Origin of the sequence: Myroides marinus, from assembly GCF_900109075.1 — a bacterium.
In the GTDB taxonomy this organism is placed as follows: domain Bacteria; phylum Bacteroidota; class Bacteroidia; order Flavobacteriales; family Flavobacteriaceae; genus Flavobacterium; species Flavobacterium marinum_A.
The window spans coordinates 69,791-86,833 of sequence record NZ_FNYS01000004.1; the positions used below are offsets into that span (position 1 = coordinate 69,791).

The 17,043-nt window shown below is 32.0% G+C and carries 15 protein-coding genes and 2 tRNA genes; 6 read left to right on the forward strand and 11 right to left on the reverse strand.

What is annotated here, in order from left to right; translation table 11 throughout:
* The first annotated feature begins 182 nt into the window (after positions 1-182).
* Positions 183-1,409: a site-specific integrase gene (locus BMX53_RS06260; protein ID WP_074745299.1), complete on the forward strand. Its 1,227-nt coding sequence runs from the start codon at positions 183-185 to the stop codon at positions 1,407-1,409.
* Positions 1,410-1,605: 196 nt separating this feature from the next.
* On the forward strand, positions 1,606-2,721 hold the full coding sequence (locus tag BMX53_RS06270) for a Fic family protein (RefSeq protein ID WP_006260539.1): 1,116 nt from the start codon (positions 1,606-1,608) through the stop codon (positions 2,719-2,721).
* An 874-nt stretch (positions 2,722-3,595) separates the two neighbouring features.
* On the opposite strand, the gene BMX53_RS06275 is transcribed toward BMX53_RS06270, so the two are convergent.
* The 11 genes from BMX53_RS06275 to mce form a co-directional block, all read right to left on the reverse strand.
* A complete protein-coding gene (locus BMX53_RS06275; RefSeq protein WP_063176823.1) occupies positions 3,596-4,066 on the reverse strand; it encodes a JAB domain-containing protein in 471 nt (156 codons plus the stop codon).
* Positions 4,067-4,250: 184 nt separating this feature from the next.
* Positions 4,251-4,763, reverse strand: a complete 513-nt coding sequence (locus BMX53_RS06280; RefSeq protein WP_006260541.1) for a hypothetical protein — start codon at positions 4,761-4,763, stop codon at positions 4,251-4,253.
* A 2-nt stretch (positions 4,764-4,765) separates the two neighbouring features.
* Positions 4,766-5,692 (reverse strand): relaxase/mobilization nuclease domain-containing protein, encoded by a 927-nt coding sequence (locus BMX53_RS06285; protein ID WP_074745163.1) that lies wholly within the window; start codon positions 5,690-5,692, stop codon positions 4,766-4,768.
* A 1-nt stretch (position 5,693) separates the two neighbouring features.
* On the reverse strand, positions 5,694-5,993 hold the full coding sequence (locus tag BMX53_RS06290; RefSeq protein ID WP_006257449.1) for a plasmid mobilization protein: 300 nt from the start codon (positions 5,991-5,993) through the stop codon (positions 5,694-5,696).
* A gap of 98 nt (positions 5,994-6,091) precedes the next feature.
* A complete protein-coding gene (locus tag BMX53_RS06295) occupies positions 6,092-7,000 on the reverse strand; it encodes a toprim domain-containing protein (RefSeq protein ID WP_074745165.1) in 909 nt (302 codons plus the stop codon).
* 194 nt (positions 7,001-7,194) lie between these two features.
* Positions 7,195-8,436, reverse strand: coding sequence for a primase-helicase family protein (locus BMX53_RS06300; protein WP_006260545.1), 1,242 nt, complete (start codon positions 8,434-8,436; stop codon positions 7,195-7,197).
* A 98-nt stretch (positions 8,437-8,534) separates the two neighbouring features.
* The gene (locus BMX53_RS06305; protein WP_006260546.1) at positions 8,535-8,822 is read right to left on the reverse strand and encodes a helix-turn-helix transcriptional regulator; all 288 of its coding nucleotides are present in this window, start codon (positions 8,820-8,822) and stop codon (positions 8,535-8,537) included.
* 91 nt (positions 8,823-8,913) lie between these two features.
* Complete coding sequence (locus BMX53_RS06310) at positions 8,914-9,738, reverse strand: hypothetical protein (RefSeq protein ID WP_074745166.1); 825 nt, start codon at positions 9,736-9,738, stop codon at positions 8,914-8,916.
* A gap of 186 nt (positions 9,739-9,924) precedes the next feature.
* Positions 9,925-9,998, reverse strand: a tRNA-Ile gene (locus tag BMX53_RS06315).
* 24 nt (positions 9,999-10,022) lie between these two features.
* A tRNA-Ile gene (locus BMX53_RS06320) sits at positions 10,023-10,099 on the reverse strand.
* A 69-nt stretch (positions 10,100-10,168) separates the two neighbouring features.
* Positions 10,169-10,570 carry a methylmalonyl-CoA epimerase gene (gene mce, locus BMX53_RS06325; protein WP_038986093.1) on the reverse strand — a complete coding sequence of 134 codons (402 nt, stop codon included), beginning with the start codon at positions 10,568-10,570 and terminating at the stop codon, positions 10,169-10,171.
* Between the two features lie 70 nt (positions 10,571-10,640).
* Between mce and rbfA the strand changes: the two genes are divergently transcribed.
* The 4 genes from rbfA (at position 10,641) to BMX53_RS06345 (ending at position 17,042) form a co-directional block, all read left to right on the forward strand.
* Positions 10,641-11,033 (forward strand): 30S ribosome-binding factor RbfA, encoded by a 393-nt coding sequence (gene rbfA / locus BMX53_RS06330; protein WP_038986091.1) that lies wholly within the window; start codon positions 10,641-10,643, stop codon positions 11,031-11,033.
* 1 nt (position 11,034) lies between these two features.
* Complete coding sequence (locus BMX53_RS06335; RefSeq protein WP_074745168.1) at positions 11,035-12,240, forward strand: ABC transporter permease; 1,206 nt, start codon at positions 11,035-11,037, stop codon at positions 12,238-12,240.
* Between the two features lie 498 nt (positions 12,241-12,738).
* The gene (locus BMX53_RS06340) at positions 12,739-15,264 is read left to right on the forward strand and encodes a tetratricopeptide repeat protein (RefSeq protein WP_074745170.1); all 2,526 of its coding nucleotides are present in this window, start codon (positions 12,739-12,741) and stop codon (positions 15,262-15,264) included.
* Positions 15,264-17,042: an HSP90 family protein gene (locus BMX53_RS06345; RefSeq protein WP_074745172.1), complete on the forward strand. Its 1,779-nt coding sequence runs from the start codon at positions 15,264-15,266 to the stop codon at positions 17,040-17,042. The genes BMX53_RS06340 and BMX53_RS06345 overlap by 1 nt, the downstream gene beginning before the upstream one ends.
* Position 17,043: the final 1 nt, after the last annotated feature.

Here is a 17,043-nt window from a genome sequence, read left to right on the forward strand (position 1 = left end):
GGGCTCGAACCAGGGACTTGCTGATTATGAGCCGGAGAAATGAATGTTGTATTTAATTTCATTTTGTTTCAAACTGACTGATTTTTAGCTAGTTGTAAAATTTTTAAAATATTTTTGTTTCATCTATTTGCACGATAAGTACCGATTTGTTGTACGTATGTTGTACTTTAAAATTATTTATGATGAAAACGAGTTTAAAAATTGTATTAAAAAAGACAAAATTAAGTGATGGAACTTACCCAATTAATCTTAGAGTTACTATTAATAGGAGGTGTAAATTTTATAAAACACCTTATAGTACTGCACCTAAATTTTGGAATGCAAAAGTGGGGGAGTTTACCTCTAAGTTCCCAAATTTTTTACAAGCCAATAGAATATTAAGTACGCTCAAACAAGATGCGTCAAAAGTATTGGACTTGATGATTGAACAAGAAAAAGAATTTACACTTGAAGTATTTGATTCTCTACTTCGACCAGAGAAGGTTGAGATTGTAAAATTTGTTGCTTTTTTTCAAAATAGGATTGAGCAATTCAAAGAAGCAGGTCAAGTTAGTTCAGCAAGTTCATATAATGATTCATTAAAAGCTTTAAAACGTTTTAAGCCTGGGGTGATCAAATATGAGTTTACACAAATTGATTATTCTTTTTTAGTAGCCTTTGAAGCAGACTTAAGATCAAGAGGCTGTACAAATGGAGGAATAGGTATATATATGCGTAATATACGTGCTATTTATAATTCTGCTATTAAATCAAAAATAGCATCTTTGGAGAATTATCCATTTAGAGACTATGTGATTTCTAAGTTGAAATCTACCAAGATAAAAAAAGCACTTACAAAAGAAGAGTTACAGCTGCTACTTGATTATGACTTTTCAGAAAATACTGAAGGAGCTAAGGTGTTGTATACTTATTTATTTAGTTTCTTTTGTCGAGGAATGAACTTTACTGATATCGCTGAATTAAAATGGGATGATATAAACTCTAATCGTTTTAGTTATATCCGAAATAAAACAGGCGTGGCTATTAATGTAAAGATACCAGAGAATAAAGACTTGGATACTATCTTAAACTATTTCAGAATCTATAGGCCATTTGATACAGATTACATCTTTTCAATCCTGGATAAAGATTTAAGCTTATATACTAAAGAAGAACTAAGAGCACGAAAAAGTAGTGTTAGGGATTATTATAATAAGCAATTAAATATCATTGCAAAGGAATGCGGGATTAAAACAAAGATTACCTTTTATACAGCTCGTCATACTTTCGCTACTCTATCATTAAAAAAAGGGGTGAACTTATATATGCTTAAACAGGCCTTTGGGCACCAATCTATTAAAACTACTGAAGCTTATGTAGAGGATTTTAATAGAGAAGAGCTTGATCAGGCATTTGAGAATTTGTTTTAACTATGTTTGTGGGGACTGATAAAACGTGTTTTGTAAATAGGGAAGCTTATTTGATTTTTAATAGAGATTTATCTGTTTCTGTTTTACATTATAATTTAATAAAAAATATTATTGATTACAATAATGTGTATATTTATGTAATCAAACATCTTTGTTTTTGTTTTTATTTGTATTTTTGTAATCAAAATAAAAATGTATGGATTATAATTTAGAGAAAGCGGTAGATTATCATTATGGTGTTTTTCCTCCAAAGAGTATTGATTATGCTCTTTTTATTCAAGAATTAGTGAGGGCTACTGATGCATTGGCACGTTTTGATCAAATGTTAAAAAACCTACATAACACTGAAATTTTATTAGCTCCTTTAAGAAATCAGGAGGCGGTAATATCTTCTAGAATTGAAGGTACAATTAGCACAATGGATGAGATACTTCAATATGAGGCTGATCATGAAGGTGAGGATATCACTACTGCTAAAACCGATGTAATAGAAACTATCTTATACCAACGTGCTTTGAAAAATGCTCAAAGTGCACTTGAAAGTGGCTATGATTTTTCATTAAGCTTTCTTAAGCAAATGCATCAACAGTTATTATATTTAGGTAGAGGAGCAAATAAATCTCCTGGTGAATTTAAGAAAGAACAAAATTATTTGGCAGATAGGTTAAAAAGAGAAATTCAGTTTATTCCTATTAGGCCTGAAAATCTAGTTGATGGATTAGAGCAGCTTTTTAAGTTTCTAGAAAATAGTGATTTTCCTCCGTTAATTAAAACTGCTATTATGCATTTGGAGTTTGAAGCATTGCATCCTTTTAAAGATGGAAATGGAAGAATTGGAAGAATGTTAATTACGCTGAACTTATGGAGAGAAAAAATTCTTTCAGAACCTCATTTTTATATTAGTGGATATTTTGAAGAAAATAAAGATGAATATATAGAACAAATGCGTAATGTTTCCAAAACAAAGGATTGGAATGAATGGATTCTTTTTTTCTTAAAAGCAGTAGAAAATCAAGCAATTAAAAATTTAGAAATAGCTGAGAGTATAAAGAGTTTGTACGAAACTACAAAAACTGAATTCTCTGAGTTACTATCTTCAAAATGGAATATAGAGATACTTGATTTTATATTTACTTATCCAGTATTTAGAAATAATAAATTTGTTAGTACCACAAAGATCCCGAATGCAACAGCAGTACTAATGATTAAAAAATTAGTTGATAATGGCTATTTAGTTTTAAGAGAAGAATCATCAGGGCGTAGAGCTGCGATGTATTCTTTTGAACCTTTAATGAAATTAGTTAGAGTATAAAAATTGTAATCAATATTTTTTGTTTACACAAAAGTGCTGTTTTTTGTAATCAAAGTAGTTAGTCTTCAAAAATTGTAATCAATGTTTTTTGCTTACATAAAAGTGTTGTTTTTTGTAATCAAAGTAGTTAGTCTTCAAAAATTGTAATCAATATTTTTTGTTTACATAAAAGTGCTGTTTTTTGTAATCAAAGTAGTTAGTCTTCAAAAATTGTAATCAATATTTTTTGTTTACATAAAAGTGCTGTTTTTTGTAATCAAACTAGTTAGTCTTCAAAAATTGTAATCAATATTTTTTGATTACATAAAAGTGCTATTTTTTGTAATCAAAGTAGTTAGTCTTCAAAAATTGTAATCAATATTTTTTGCTTACATAAAAGTACTACTTTTTGTAATCAAACTGATTTGTATGAAAGTAGTGAACTTTTGGCGTTTTTTTAAATTGTGTAATTAAATGGCCTAAAAAAGAAATATATATACTGTTTGCTCTTTTAGCTTTTTTTGTAATACACTAAGGTTATATACCTTTTTATATTTGCTTTATCTTGCAGGTATCTTGTTCGGTTTGAGGTACAGTTTTTATTTAAGGTAACATAATTATTGTTAGGTTCTCGTATTGATAAGTATAGTTTTAAGGAATTCTAGAAATGCCCGATTCTAACTAAGAATTGAAATTGCTTAAAATCAAGCTTTTTTTATTTGATGGTTATTTGATATAAACCTAGTTTTAAAAGTTAAACTACTTAAAATCAGTTGTTTTTTTATTTGATGGTTATTTGATAAAGGGGATTTTTAGTTTCTAAGTAAAATTCATTTGAGTCAAATACAAAAGTGAAAACTAGAGTAATTAAGAATATATAAAAAAACAAAGACACCTATAAGGTGCCTTCGTCTGCAAAGGAGTAGTAACTCTCTTCGGTTATAATTAAGTGATCTAAAAGAGTAATATCAAGTATCTTACTTGCTTCTTTTATTTTTCTTGTAATTTGTCTATCAGCATCACTTGGATCTAACTTTCCAGATGGATGATTGTGAATAATTATAAAAGCTGTAGCATTAGCCTTTAGTAAAGCTGAGAAAATAATTCTTAAATCTACTATTGTTGCGGTTATACCTCCCGTTGAAGCTTCTAATACTCCAAGTACTTTATTGTTGTTTGAAAGCATAAGAACTTTAAACTGTTCTAACAATTCAATCTTATTACCATCCCAAGCCTTTAATGCTATTTGATATGCACTATAAGAAGATGTAATTTGAGGTCTCTGTGAAGCCTTTACTTTTGATTTGTAAATTAATTCTACTTCTGAAGCGATAAGCCAATCTTTGTTTAAAACTGTAGTTTCCATAATATTAAATTTTTAAATTAATTATGGAGCCACAGTTGGTAATGGCTTAGCAAGCGCAAGAAACGGGCGCAATAAAGCGAAGACTTTAGTCAAGCATTTATGGGGGTTTTCTTGCTAGCGAACCGCGAGGCATTGCCTAACTTTGTGTAATTATTAATAAAAAATAAAACTAAAAATCAATGTACTATAAAGGCTTTTTTGTGTTATTTTCAGAAGAGATTTTCCACTTTTTATATACCTCAAAGTTCTTTGGATTCTCTTTAAAGAACTGATTCAGATACATTAATTCAAGATTCGATTTCTTATTATTTTCTATTAACTGATTATAATCAGAGTAATGAATTGATTTTTTAATCGCAACGTAAATTGATAAACCACTTGTGAGTAAAAGAAAAATATTAAGGGCTATGATGTAGAACATCTTCTTATGACTAATAGCCCTATATACTTTTAAAAGGTCTTCTTTAGTATCATAAAGTGTGGACTGAAATGCAGTGAAATCATCTTGTAATCTTTGTCTATTATTTGACTCAATTTTGTGTAATTCAGACACATTTACTTTTACTTCAATATTATTTATCCTGTTTGAAAGCTGAGTTTGCAGAGTAATATTTTGCTTGAGTTTTTCTTGCAAGTGAACTACCTGCTGAAATAGTAACTCAGTGAGTTCTGTGAGTGTAGGTTGTTTCTTTGCCATAGTTAAAGATTTAATGTTTGTGTTTGTTTTCGTTTTTTCTTTTTAGTTATATCAGGCATATAATCCTCATAGTAATTTCCATAAGCGTTTAAAAAACTAAATAGACTAACTGTATTTGTATTCCAATTTTCAAAACAGATTTGTTTGTCTTGGTCTTTATATAATACAGTATGAAATAAATCATTATTTGGTTTTGGTATGTTATTTTCAAAGAGTTCATTCAGTTTTAAATTCCGATCAACCTCACTTGCTTTTAGGTTCGTGTTGGTTGGTAAATGAATAAATCTATAGCCTTGAATATTACCTTGTTTGTTTACAGTTGGTTTTACTTCTATTTGATGTGCTAGCATCATATTGATGTACTGATCTAAGTTTTTAGGACGCTCTTTTAAAACAAAATAATGAGCCTTTTTTATTATTTCAGCTGTCTGTTTCTGATTAGTTTTTAAAAGCTCTTTTCTATTTATATTTTCTTGTCTTATTGAAGTCCAATTGTATTTTAGGGCTATTTCGTGAGCGATACTCTGTGCTTGAAATCCGATATAGTTATCTTTTAGTGCTTTTCCATTCTCATCAATACGGTTAATCAAAATGTGAATGTGTTTGTGCTCTTTTTCAGTATGTAAGTAAGCGATGTATTGCGCGCCTTTGGGATCTAATTTTAAACCAACTAAAAAATCTTTTACGAGACTTTCTAAATCTTGGTCTGTCATTTTTCTACTATCTTCAATAGTAGGAGATATAACAACGGAGATTGTATTGTTTTTACAGCGAGTGTTTTGATTTTGTAGAATCTGCATGGTTTGATACATATCTTTCGGAGTTTCCCCCGAAAGATTGTTTCTAGCAAGTTCATAGCCTTTATTTGGATTGATTACATAATTAAAAAGTGCTGCTCCTCCAATACATGTTTTTGCTTTAGCTATCATATTACTTTAGTTTTTCAAGGTGAGCTCTAATTAAGTTTGCTGTTTCAATGGTGGATTCTTTTACCTTAGTGGTATCTCCAAGTTTAAAAAGGTTACCTATTCTTCTAAAGTTATCAGCAAATTTGTTTAGTAGTTTGTAAGTTTCAATTTCATCTTGAGTTAGTTTATAACTTACAGAATATCCCAGGGCAGTACTTCGTAAATATTCAGAAACGCTACAACCAATTTTCTTTGCTTTGTTTTTTATAAGCAGAGATTCAGTAAGGGTAACTCTAAATTCTATCTTGTGTTCTCTTTTCATCGTCTTACCAATTTTGCGACCTTCGGGAGAAAAACGAGTGGTCTTTGTTCCGGTTCAAATTTTCAATTTGTAAGGACAAAGACACATCTCGATGATTCTCACGTCAGTTTATCGCGGTTAATACTCAGTAAATAATCATTGACATCCTTGTAATCTTTATATCTAACTCTTGCATCTTTTGTAATTAATGGAAATGCTGCAATTAATTTCTCAGTGGCTTTATCTCCAGCAGTATCATTGTCAAAACAAGCAACTATGGTTTTATATTTAGATTCAAATGTTTCTGAATTGTCTAAGGTTTTGTATAGAAACTTGTTCGTGGATTGAATAAGGGTATTTTCTAAAGTGTTAACGGAGTTTAAAATGATGTAATCAAACCTATGTTCTAAATTAGGTTTAAGAGTTATAAAGGATAAAAAGTCGATAAAGGCTTCAAATAAAAATACAGTGGATGAATCATTATTTATATAGGTAGGATACTTGGAGCCAAAGCACATTTGAACATATTTATTTCTGAGTTCTACTCCATCAAGTTCATTTTGAAAGCCTATTGCATAATAAGCTTTATCTTTAAGGATATAATGTATTTCCTTACAATACCTTTGAGTTGTTTTAATGCATAAGCCTCTTTGCTTGATGTAATATATAAGGTATTTATTTCTCAGAGGTTTAATTGCTGTAATCTCATAATCTTTCTCATCTTGATTAACCTGTGGATTAAAAAGTTGCTGGTGAACAGAAAAAGAATTGTTTGCTAAGATTTTTAGAGCTTCTTTTATATCACATTTGTAATATAGCATTACAAAGTCAATTACATTTCCTTTATATGTACTATCACCAAAGTCATAGAATACATTTTTAGTTACACTAACACTAAACGATGGAGTGTTTTCTGCTCTAAAAGGAGAATGGTACCAGGCTTGTTTATCATTGATTTTAGTTGGTTTTATACCAAGGCTATCTAAAATAGAAATAATCGATATGTTTTTTGCTTCTTGAATATTCATAATTTGGGTTGTTTAATTGTATGTTATTGATTTATAGTGTTTAAAGTAATATCTGTATGTCATTTAGTTGTCATCTGATCATCTGATCATAATTGTACTAATAGTGAATTACTTTCTTTAGATGAGCGCAGATGAATCGTAGATGACAATCAGTTTATGATTTATTAATACTTAAGTTATTGGTAAATAGTTTATTAGTTATTTATTTCATCTGTCATCTGATTTAAAAGTGTTTCTTTTGAAATCCTGTAATATTTACCCTTGTGAATAGTCCGTTTTAAAGTACTATCCTCTATCTTGACTCGTTCATAATTATTTGAGTTAGTTGATCTAACTAAAGCTATGTTTTCAAGTATTGTTTGTATCTCTCTCATTGTGATATTATGACCTCTGTTATAATAATTCAGAAGAGCATTAATATCAGAAGGAGTGGTGTCTATTTGATCCATATCAAATTCATTGAAAATAATATCAAGTATATCAAGCACCAGGTTTTTGTTTTGAAGATCTACATCGTGTTTTAGTTTATGTAAGGCTTCTGTGTGTAGAGTCTCTGGAGTAAACCACATTCGGGTTTTCTTTTCAGTCGTGAAAGGAACTCTATAGAGATAGTTTAAGAAAATAGGAATCTCCTGAATGAGTTTGGTGAAAAATTCAGTAGATCTCTTTCTTATCGGAGGGACTTTAATAACCCAAAACCTTGTTTCTTCTTTATCTATCTTTAGAAAATTATGCTCGTGATTACTTGTCATGATAATCTTAAGAAAAGACTTCTGCTCAACTTTTTCTTGGCCTTTGTATTCAATTGATTGATACATAGCCGTTGAAATGTATTTGATTGCTTCAACAATATCTTTGTTCTCAGATTTTACTTCTTCTATTAATAAGAGAAGTTTACTATCCATCTCACTATTGAATTTTTCTGTAAATGCATTTGCCTTTACAAAAACAGCATTTTTATCAAAGATTTCTTTTATCCAATTTAAAAATGTGGTTTTTCCTGTTTCACGATTCCTAGATACAAGCACTATAATTGGCAATATTTGTTCTGGATAGAATAATAGAATTTTAAAATAATCTATTGCAAGTAGATATTGATTTCCAAAGATGTGTTGTAGAAAATAATAAGTAATAGGTATCTGTTCTTTAAGTGAATTTAATGAAAGTTCAGAAGTAGTGTCAATGTTATATAGAATAGGAGAGTAGGAATTAAAGTAATCTCCTATAAAATGAGTGTAATGAATGTGATTAGGTTCACATTTATAACCAAAGAATTTAGGTAACTCTTTGATGATATCCTTTCCAAAGTCAGTGATGATTTCAGACTTTCTCCACAGTTTACGTTCAACAATGATTTCTTTACCGTTGACGTTCTTCTTTCTTATCGCATAGTACTCTGTTCCTATTCGAATATATTCTGTTGCAGTTGTATTCATATCAAAAAATTTTCAGAAAGAAGTAGTTATATTTACTACTGTTTTCTTTTGTTATAGAAATAGTTATTTAAGCATTGATAGTAGGGCTATCAATGCTTTTATTTTTTTAACTGTTTTGAAAATTGTGATAGAACTTCTTGGTCGGTAAAGACTCTATATTGTTTAATCCACTCAACTATCTCAAGGCGGTCAAAGAATAAGGTGCCATTGGTAGGTTTGTGATGAGGGATTAAGTTTTTAGAAGTTAACTTATGAATAGTACTGTCTGAAAAGCCAGTATAAGCCATCAAATCTTTAATAGTAAAGATTTCTTTTTGAAACTGATTACCTTTAGTAATCATTAGCTTGATCTCGTTAAGCTCTTGAATGATTTTTAGCGTTGTCATAATAAATGTTTTTTGAATTATGACGCTAAACTATTGCAATGAAGCTACTTGAAATGGTTGTTTGTCAGTTAACTGACATTTAATTTTAGTCTTAGGTCAGTTTTTTAGATAACTGACTTTTTACATTTTCTAAGATTTTAGCATAAGTTTCTTTATGAGCATTTGTAATTAACTTTCTGCCCTTTTTATTTATTGAATCATAGTTTATAGCTGAATAATTTTCTACAGTTGCATATTTAAAGTAGCGACAACTTTCTTTAAGTGTGGTTTTGTGTAAAGTAAATAAATGTACAAATGGTATAAAGAAAGCTTCTAAGAACATGGCACAATGTTGAGACTGAAGTTCTAACTTAATAGAAGAATCAGGATTATCTGTTTTTTTACTAATACAAGATTCTATAACTCTTTTAAAATCTTCCATTGTTGTGTCATCATTAATAACTTCTTTCTTTAATTCATACAAAGTTTCTTTAATGATAGCCTGATGTGCTGTGCTAAAAACAAATACATTGTCATTCTTTTGCTCCTGTTTCTCTTTAGAAGGAGTAGTGATATTAATTGTAATTGTTTTTTTAGAAGGAGATATTAGTAGATACTCTTTAGAATTTTTAAATGATTTAAAAGATTCTTTATATATCAAACTTAGGTGACTGATTAAAAATATGTTCTGCCCTTTGTCAAAATTAATTGCAGCACTTAATAATAATATAGAGTAAATCAATGCTGTTAAAGGCAAAAGGATGTACCATTTAGATATACTATAAAAATATGGTAATTGAAAAGTGGATGTTACCAGGGATATTATTGGTAATAATGCGGCAATTATGTAAGTGAACTTCTTGGAAAGAGTTACAGAGCTTAGCTTTTCAAGCTTCTGGTGAAAGAAAAAAAACGGAGTTTCAATAATAGTATTCATAGTGTCTTGTTGTTGGTTAGTAATAAAAGTACTAAAAATATAACTAACTGCAAGAAAATGAAAACTTTACTATCTTTATAGGGTAAAACAAATTGTTGTACTTTTGTTGTACTGATGAAAAAAAAGGTGAAAAAAGGGCAAAAAAAAAGCACCTATTTTACAATAGATGCTTCTCTGAAATTTTAGTGGTCCCACCTGGGCTCGAACCAGGGACTTACTGATTATGAGTCAGTTACTCTAACCAACTGAGTTATAGGACCGCTCATTTTGAGCGAAAAATTTCGTGGTGGTCCCACCTGGGCTCGAACCAGGGACTTGCTGATTATGAGTCAGCTACTCTAACCAGCTGAGTTATAGGACCAGTTAAAACGTGTTTAACGGGTGCAATATTAGGGTGTTTTATTGACTTATGCAAGCGTTTTAATAGAAATTATTTAATTTCTTGACACAATTCTATCAGTACCCCATTGGTTGTTTTAGGGTGTAAGAATGCAACTAATTTATTATCAGCTCCTTTTTTAGGTTTGTCGTTTAATAAGATAAATCCTTCAGCAGCTAATCTTTTCATCTCTGCTTCGATATCTTCTACGTCAAAAGCGATATGATGGATGCCTTCTCCTTTCTTTTCGATGAATTTAGCAATAGGACTATCAGGGTTAGTAGCTTCTAATAATTCTATTTTATTAGGGCCATTCATAAAGAAAGAAGTTTTTACTCCTTCACTTTCTACTGCTTCTTCTTTATATGCTGGAGCACCGAATAGTTTTTCGAATAAGTTATTAGACGCTTCTAGGTCTTTTACAGCTATTCCGATGTGTTCTATTTTTCGCATTTCTTAGTGTTTTGGGTTATATAAACAAAGATAAAAAAGTTTGCTATTCAAAAAATTGTATTTTTGCATCATGGAAACTAATAGACAAAAGAAGATGGGAGCCCTATTGCAAAAAGATATCGTGGATATCTTGCAAGGAGAGGTGCGTAAGAACGGGATAACTAACTTGGTTATTTCGGTTTCTAAAGTGAATATCACTAGTGATTTATCAGTAGCGAGAGTGTACTTAAGTATATTCCCAATAGATAAAGGTGAAGAGTTATTAAAAGGTATTAAATCTAATGCTCCGTTGATCAAACACGAGCTTTCTCAAAGAGTAAAACACCAAATGAGAAAGGTGCCTGATTTATTATTCTATGTGGATGATAGTTTAGAGTACATTGATCAAATCGATAAAGCGTTGACAAGGGAAGAGAACCCTATCGCTAATCCAGATTTATTAGAAAAGAGAAAGAAAAAATAGATTGAAGTTTTCACTATACATAGCCAAACGTTATGCTTTTAGCAAAAGTAAAAGCAAGGCGATTAATGTTATTACTGCAATAGCCTCTGTGGGTATTGTGGTGAGTGCTATGGCTATGTTTATCGTATTATCGGTATTTAGTGGATTAAAACAATATAGTCTTTCTTTTGTTGATGATTTGGATCCAGATTTAAAAGTTTTTACCCCTAAGGGTAAAAGCTTTGTAGTCAAGGATAGACAGATCTTAGATTTAGAAGAATCTGGTTATTTTAAAGGTGTAGCTAAGGTGGTGGAGGATCGCCTATTGTTTACTTTTAAAGATAAACAGGCTGTATCAACCATAAAGGGTGTGGATTCGGACTTTACGAATGTTAATGACTTTGACGAAAAAGTAGAGTATGGAAACTGGTTAGAACCTGATACGGACGAGGCTGTAGTAGGGGTAGGTATGTCATACTTGCTGTCTATGGGGCTATTTGATACTGAGAATGTCTTCGAGGCGGTGGCTCTTAAACCTGGTAAAGGAACTATAGAGAATCCTGAAGAAGCATTCATTAAAAAACACCTGTGGCCTACTGGGGTATATGTATTGGGTAATGATGACTTAGATAATAAGTACGTGTTCGTAGATATAGATAATGCACGTGAATTACTAAATATACCTGTTAATGAGGTTACTAATCTTGAGTTTGCATTAGCTGATGGTGTGTCAGAAGGTAAGGCTACTCAAAAAATAAATGAAGTACTGGGGGATCAGTACATCGTCAAAAATAAAACACAGCTAAACGATGGGTTATACCGTATGCTAAATATGGAGAACCTAGTTGTTTATTTGATATTTGTATTAGTAGTGATCATGGCTCTGTTTACATTAGTAGGAGCGATGATTATGATTATCTTAGAGAAACAACCAAATATCAAAACACTTAACCAAATAGGTGTGCCTGTGAGAGACTTGCGCAAGATATTTTTGTTTCAGGGGTTGATTATTTGTTTAGTAGGTAGTTTGATAGGCCTTGCATTAGGTGCTATCGTGGTATCGCTACAGATTGCTTTTGGGTTTATATCTATTCGCGAAGGTCTTGCTTATCCAGTAGAATTTAGCTGGGTAAATATTCTATTAGTATTCGCTTCAATAGCTGTGTTAGGACTATTGGCCTCTCTTATTTCTTCATCGAGAGTGAATGCGAGTTATTTAAAACTTTAATTACAAGTAATCATTAGCTTAGAACTGAGAGCTAAGGTTGTTTATTCTCTTTTCTATACTTTGTGATAGAGTAGTTGTTCCTATAGCATCTTCAGGCTATGTAGTTGTGTGATTTGAGTAAATGAACTGTTTCTTGGTTGTAAAAAAGACTGATGTGCTAAAAAATAAGTGGTGTTTTTTGGTTCATTTGTATTACTTATTCTTGTAGTAACTTTTTGATTGTAGGAGTCTAAGCCTTGAAGGTACTACAATATGCGTGTTTAGCGTTGTGAGTTTATGTGCTAAATGCGAGTAAATTTTTTTAATGTTTCTTTTTTCTTGTTTTTGTGTTATTTTTAAGTAAAAAGCGTGTTTTTTTGGAATATTGGTAGTATTTTAATTAACCGAATGTAAGAGGTCTGTAATGGAATTAGGAATTTATTACCAATAGGATTAATTGCCATTTCCCTACATTTGTGTTTATTCGAAACTAAAAAGTAAGATTGAAAAAATATAATTATGAAAGAGTTTAATAAGGAGTATTTAAATTATGTAGGAGAGTTATCTAATGCTGGGGTGTCAATAGAAACGGCTATACAAGAGTGTTTAAATAAAAATGATTATAAAGATCCTCAACAGTGGTACAGAGCTCATGCTTTATGTACGTTAGGGGTACAGACAGATAAATACAACGGAATATTAGAACAATTATACGATCAGCTAAATGAAGATTCGAACTGTATTCACAGTAGTATGAATTTAGAGGAGGATAGCTATGAGAATTGGTTTAAAGATGTAAAAGCACTTAATGATTTGTTTATAGGTAGAGGGTATGCTCCTGCGTATGCTTATCAATACGAATTATTTATCAATTCAAGATACGGGTACAGAGATGAAGAGAAAGCTGCTAACTGCTTAAGAGAAGGGATAGCTTTAGGAGACGACTTGTGTAAATGTTATGTTGGATATGCTAAATATTATGGAACACAAGGCTTTGAATTAGATCAAGATGGGGCAGTTGAATTAATCAAATCTGCTGTAGGTGGTAGAAAAGATAATATTGCTCAGTTGTTCTTATTAAATATAGAATTTAGAAATTGTGGTTCAGCTGAAGAAGGAAAGGCAGTATTAGAAAAATATGACGACTTAATCAACAATAAAAAACGTGGGTTATACATCTTAGCTGATTATTATCTAAGAGAGGATGATAATGCTATGGCAGAGTCGGTACTTAAGGATGGTATCGCTAATACAAGTGCTTACTGTAAATATCTATTAGGGTTGATGGCATGTAATGGGCGATTCGCTGAATTGGGATATACAGAGGAGCAAGGTAGAGAGCTGTTAGCAGAAGCTTTTGACTATGGTATTACACATGCTGGATTTATATTAGGATATTCTTATTTCTATCCACGTACAGAGGGATTAGAGCCAAATAAAGAAATGGGTATAGCGATGTTTAATAAAGCTATTGCTTATTATTCTGGTGAGGCGACATTAGAATTAGCTATTATTTATTTATACAATGCTGAGTACAAGGATATCACTAAAGGGATGGCTTTATTAGATAGAGGTGTTGAGTATGATTATGATAAAGCAATGTCAGAGAAGGGATTTGTATTACTTGATTTCGAAGAAGTAGAACGCAATGTAGTAGAGGCAAAAGCTTTATTAGAACGTTCTATGGCTGCTGGTAATGATTATGCTCCTTATCGTTTAGGATTGGGGTATCAGAATGCAGAGTTTGAAGAAGAGTCTGATTATGAGCAAGCATTATATATGTTTGAATTAGCAGCTGAGCGCAATAACTTATCAGGAATAGAGTTAGCTGGACGTTACCAACGTTTTGGGTATGCTGGAGAACCTAATTTAGAGAAAGCTATCGGTTATTACCAAAAAGGGATAGAATACTATAATTCTAACTACTGTAAGGTGGAGATGGCTATGCTGTTAGAAAGAGGAGAGGGAATAGAACAAGATATAAATGAGGCTGCTCGCCTATATGAAGAGGCTTTAGAAGAAGGGTACACTTATGCTGCTATTCGCTTAGGATTTATGCATGAGGACGGTGCATTAGGCGAACCTGATTATGAGAAAGCTAGAGAGCTAATGGAACTTGCAGCTAGTCAAGATATGGCTGAAGGGGTATATCATTTAGCTCGTTTCTATAGATACGGTACTGGTGGAGAACAGAATGAACGCAAGTCTATGGAATTGTTCAATAAAGCATTAGAGCTTGGATTTGTGGATGCTAATGTTGATATCGCATTGTTCTACGAGGAAGGTGTAGATGGAGGTGAGCCTGATTATGAGAAGGCTTTTGAATATATGATTAAAGGTGCAGAAGCAGGGTTTAGTTATGCACAGTATAAAGTAGGAGTTTATTACTCTTATGGATATTTAGCTGAGACTGATGTTGAGCTAGGTAAAGAATGGTTTGAGAAGTCAGTAGAGAATGGTTCTCCTCTAGGGATGTTATCTCTAGGAGATTATTATTTATATGGATATGGTGAAGAGAAGGAGTATGATAAGGCTCTAGAATACTATATGGCTGCTGAGGAGAGAAACTATATTTCTGAAGGACTTGGTATCTGTTACCAATTTGGATTGGGAGTAGAAGCAGATGAAACTAAAGCATTCCATTATTATAAATTAGCTGCAGATAGACAGTATGACTCGGCTATCTTCCGTTTAGGTCTGTGCTATTTCTATGGTAATGGTACAGATAGAGATTTAGTAGAGGCATTCTTCTACTTAAAACAAGTAGCAGATAGAGGTAATATGGATGCTGCTAGTTATGTAGGTCTAATGTTAGTGAAAGGTGATGGAGCAGAGAAAGATGCTGAATATGGTGTAAGCTACTTAATCCAAGCTGCTGAGGCTGGATTTGATATGGCTCAATATGAGTTAGCGAACTGTTACTTAAAAGGAGAAGGTGTTCCACAGAGTGATGATTCGGCTATGCAATGGTATCAACAGGCTGCTGAGAATGGGAATGAAGATGCACAGAAGATAGTAGGAGGTCCTCGTAAAAGAAGAAGATAATGGAAAATCAGAAACAATTTCAGTTTCAAGTGAATATGAAGGGTATGATAGAACTGTTGTCAGAGCACATTTATAGCTCTCCAACAGTTTTTGTCAGAGAACTTCTACAAAATGGAATGGATGCTGTCACGGTTCGAAAAGGAATCGATGAGAGTTTTAAAGGAAAGATAGACATCACCTTTGAAGGGGATCGTCTAATCTTTCAGGATAATGGTGTAGGTCTAACCCAAGATGATGTTCATCAATTCTTATCTGTAATCGGACAAAGTTCTAAACGTGGAGAATTAGCTGATAAGGACTTAATCGGTAAGTTTGGTATTGGTTTGTTGTCTTGTTTAGTAGTGAGTGAAGCTATTGTGGTGGAGTCTCGATCACTGTATAAAGAGGAGTCTGTAAGATGGACAGGTAAGGCTGATGGAACATACGAAGTAGAGATGATACCACTGTTAGATCAGGTTGGTACTAAGGTTATACTAGATGCAAAAAAGGCTTGGCGTAGCCTATTTAAACGCGAAGAGGTAAAGCAGAATGTGTTGTTCTATGGTAGTGCATTACCAATTGAGGTAAACTTGATAGAGAATGGTGAAGTAGAGCAGTTCTTAGATGGTAATCCTGTATGGTTAGATAATGATAGTTCTAAGGAACAGTTATTACAGTATGGTAAAGAGGTATTTAAGACTCGTTTCTTAGATGTGTTTAGACTTTATTCAGAAGCTGGCGAAATACAAGGAGTCGCTTATATTATTCCAAATAAAGTAAATACTACCGCAACTAAGGAGCACAAGATATTCTTAAAGAAGATGTACCTATGTGATCAGGCTACTAATTTGTTGCCTGAGTGGACTTCTTTTGTTCGATGTATTATAAATTCTAATGGATTACAGCCAACGGCATCTCGTGAGTCTCTAATGAATAATTCGACATTACAGGAAGCTAAGAAGGAGTTGAGTGACTGTTTTAAAGAGTATTTAAAGACGTTATCGATTACTAATCCTGAGGTATTAGAGAAGATTATTAGTATTCACCACATGTTTATTAAAGCATTGGCGGCATCTGATAATGAGATAATGACCATGTTTGAAGACTATTTGCCTTTTGAAACTAATCAGGGGTTAATGTCTTTTGGCGAGATTAAAGAAACATATAAAAATATTTACTATACTCCATCATTAGATGATTATAGACAGATACGTCGTATCGCAGGTTCTCAAAATAAGTTAGTGATTAATGCTGCTTATAGTTATGAGACTGATTTAATCGAAAAGATTAAAAGATCTCATACAGAGTTGACGTTAGAACGCATTGCTCCTAATGATATTTTAGAAGAGTTTGAGGATGCTATCGATGATACTAAGCGCATAGAAGAGTTTATAGAGAAAGCAAATAAGATATTAAAGAGACACTTCTGTAAGGCTGAGGTAAAGCGCTTCGAGCCTAAGGATACTACTGCTATCTATATTGCAAATGAAGATGCTTTAACTTCTAAGAATATTCAGAGTTTATCACAAACGGCTAATCCATTTGCTAGTACATTACAACATTTCAAGAAGAAAGAAGAGGTAATGCCTACACTGTGTTTTAATCAACAGAGTGAACTAGTAGAGAAGGTGATGCTGATAGATGATGAAGAGTTATTCGAAGCATTGATTAATGTTGTATATGTTCAAGCTTTAATGCTAGGGGGGTATACGATTAATAAGAAAGAGATGGATACATTTAACGATGCTCTATACCAGTTTATGATATTAGGGATGTCTAATTTCTTACCAAAGTTTTAAT

Excerpts from the sequence above, each read along its gene's own strand:
- BMX53_RS06260 (WP_074745299.1), top strand. The coding sequence starts at position 183 with ATGAAAACGAGTTTAAAAATTGTATTAAAAAAGACAAAATTAAGTGAT.
- BMX53_RS06270 (WP_006260539.1), top strand. The coding sequence starts at position 1,606 with ATGGATTATAATTTAGAGAAAGCGGTAGATTATCATTATGGTGTTTTT.
- BMX53_RS06275 (WP_063176823.1), bottom strand. The coding sequence starts at position 4,066 with ATGGAAACTACAGTTTTAAACAAAGATTGGCTTATCGCTTCAGAAGTA.
- BMX53_RS06280 (WP_006260541.1), bottom strand. The coding sequence starts at position 4,763 with ATGGCAAAGAAACAACCTACACTCACAGAACTCACTGAGTTACTATTT.
- BMX53_RS06285 (WP_074745163.1), bottom strand. The coding sequence starts at position 5,692 with ATGATAGCTAAAGCAAAAACATGTATTGGAGGAGCAGCACTTTTTAAT.
- BMX53_RS06290 (WP_006257449.1), bottom strand. The coding sequence starts at position 5,993 with ATGAAAAGAGAACACAAGATAGAATTTAGAGTTACCCTTACTGAATCT.
- BMX53_RS06295 (WP_074745165.1), bottom strand. The coding sequence starts at position 7,000 with ATGAATATTCAAGAAGCAAAAAACATATCGATTATTTCTATTTTAGAT.
- BMX53_RS06300 (WP_006260545.1), bottom strand. The coding sequence starts at position 8,436 with ATGAATACAACTGCAACAGAATATATTCGAATAGGAACAGAGTACTAT.
- BMX53_RS06305 (WP_006260546.1), bottom strand. The coding sequence starts at position 8,822 with ATGACAACGCTAAAAATCATTCAAGAGCTTAACGAGATCAAGCTAATG.
- BMX53_RS06310 (WP_074745166.1), bottom strand. The coding sequence starts at position 9,738 with ATGAATACTATTATTGAAACTCCGTTTTTTTTCTTTCACCAGAAGCTT.
- mce (WP_038986093.1), bottom strand. The coding sequence starts at position 10,570 with ATGCGAAAAATAGAACACATCGGAATAGCTGTAAAAGACCTAGAAGCG.
- rbfA (WP_038986091.1), top strand. The coding sequence starts at position 10,641 with ATGGAAACTAATAGACAAAAGAAGATGGGAGCCCTATTGCAAAAAGAT.
- BMX53_RS06340 (WP_074745170.1), top strand. The coding sequence starts at position 12,739 with ATGAAAGAGTTTAATAAGGAGTATTTAAATTATGTAGGAGAGTTATCT.
- BMX53_RS06345 (WP_074745172.1), top strand. The coding sequence starts at position 15,264 with ATGGAAAATCAGAAACAATTTCAGTTTCAAGTGAATATGAAGGGTATG.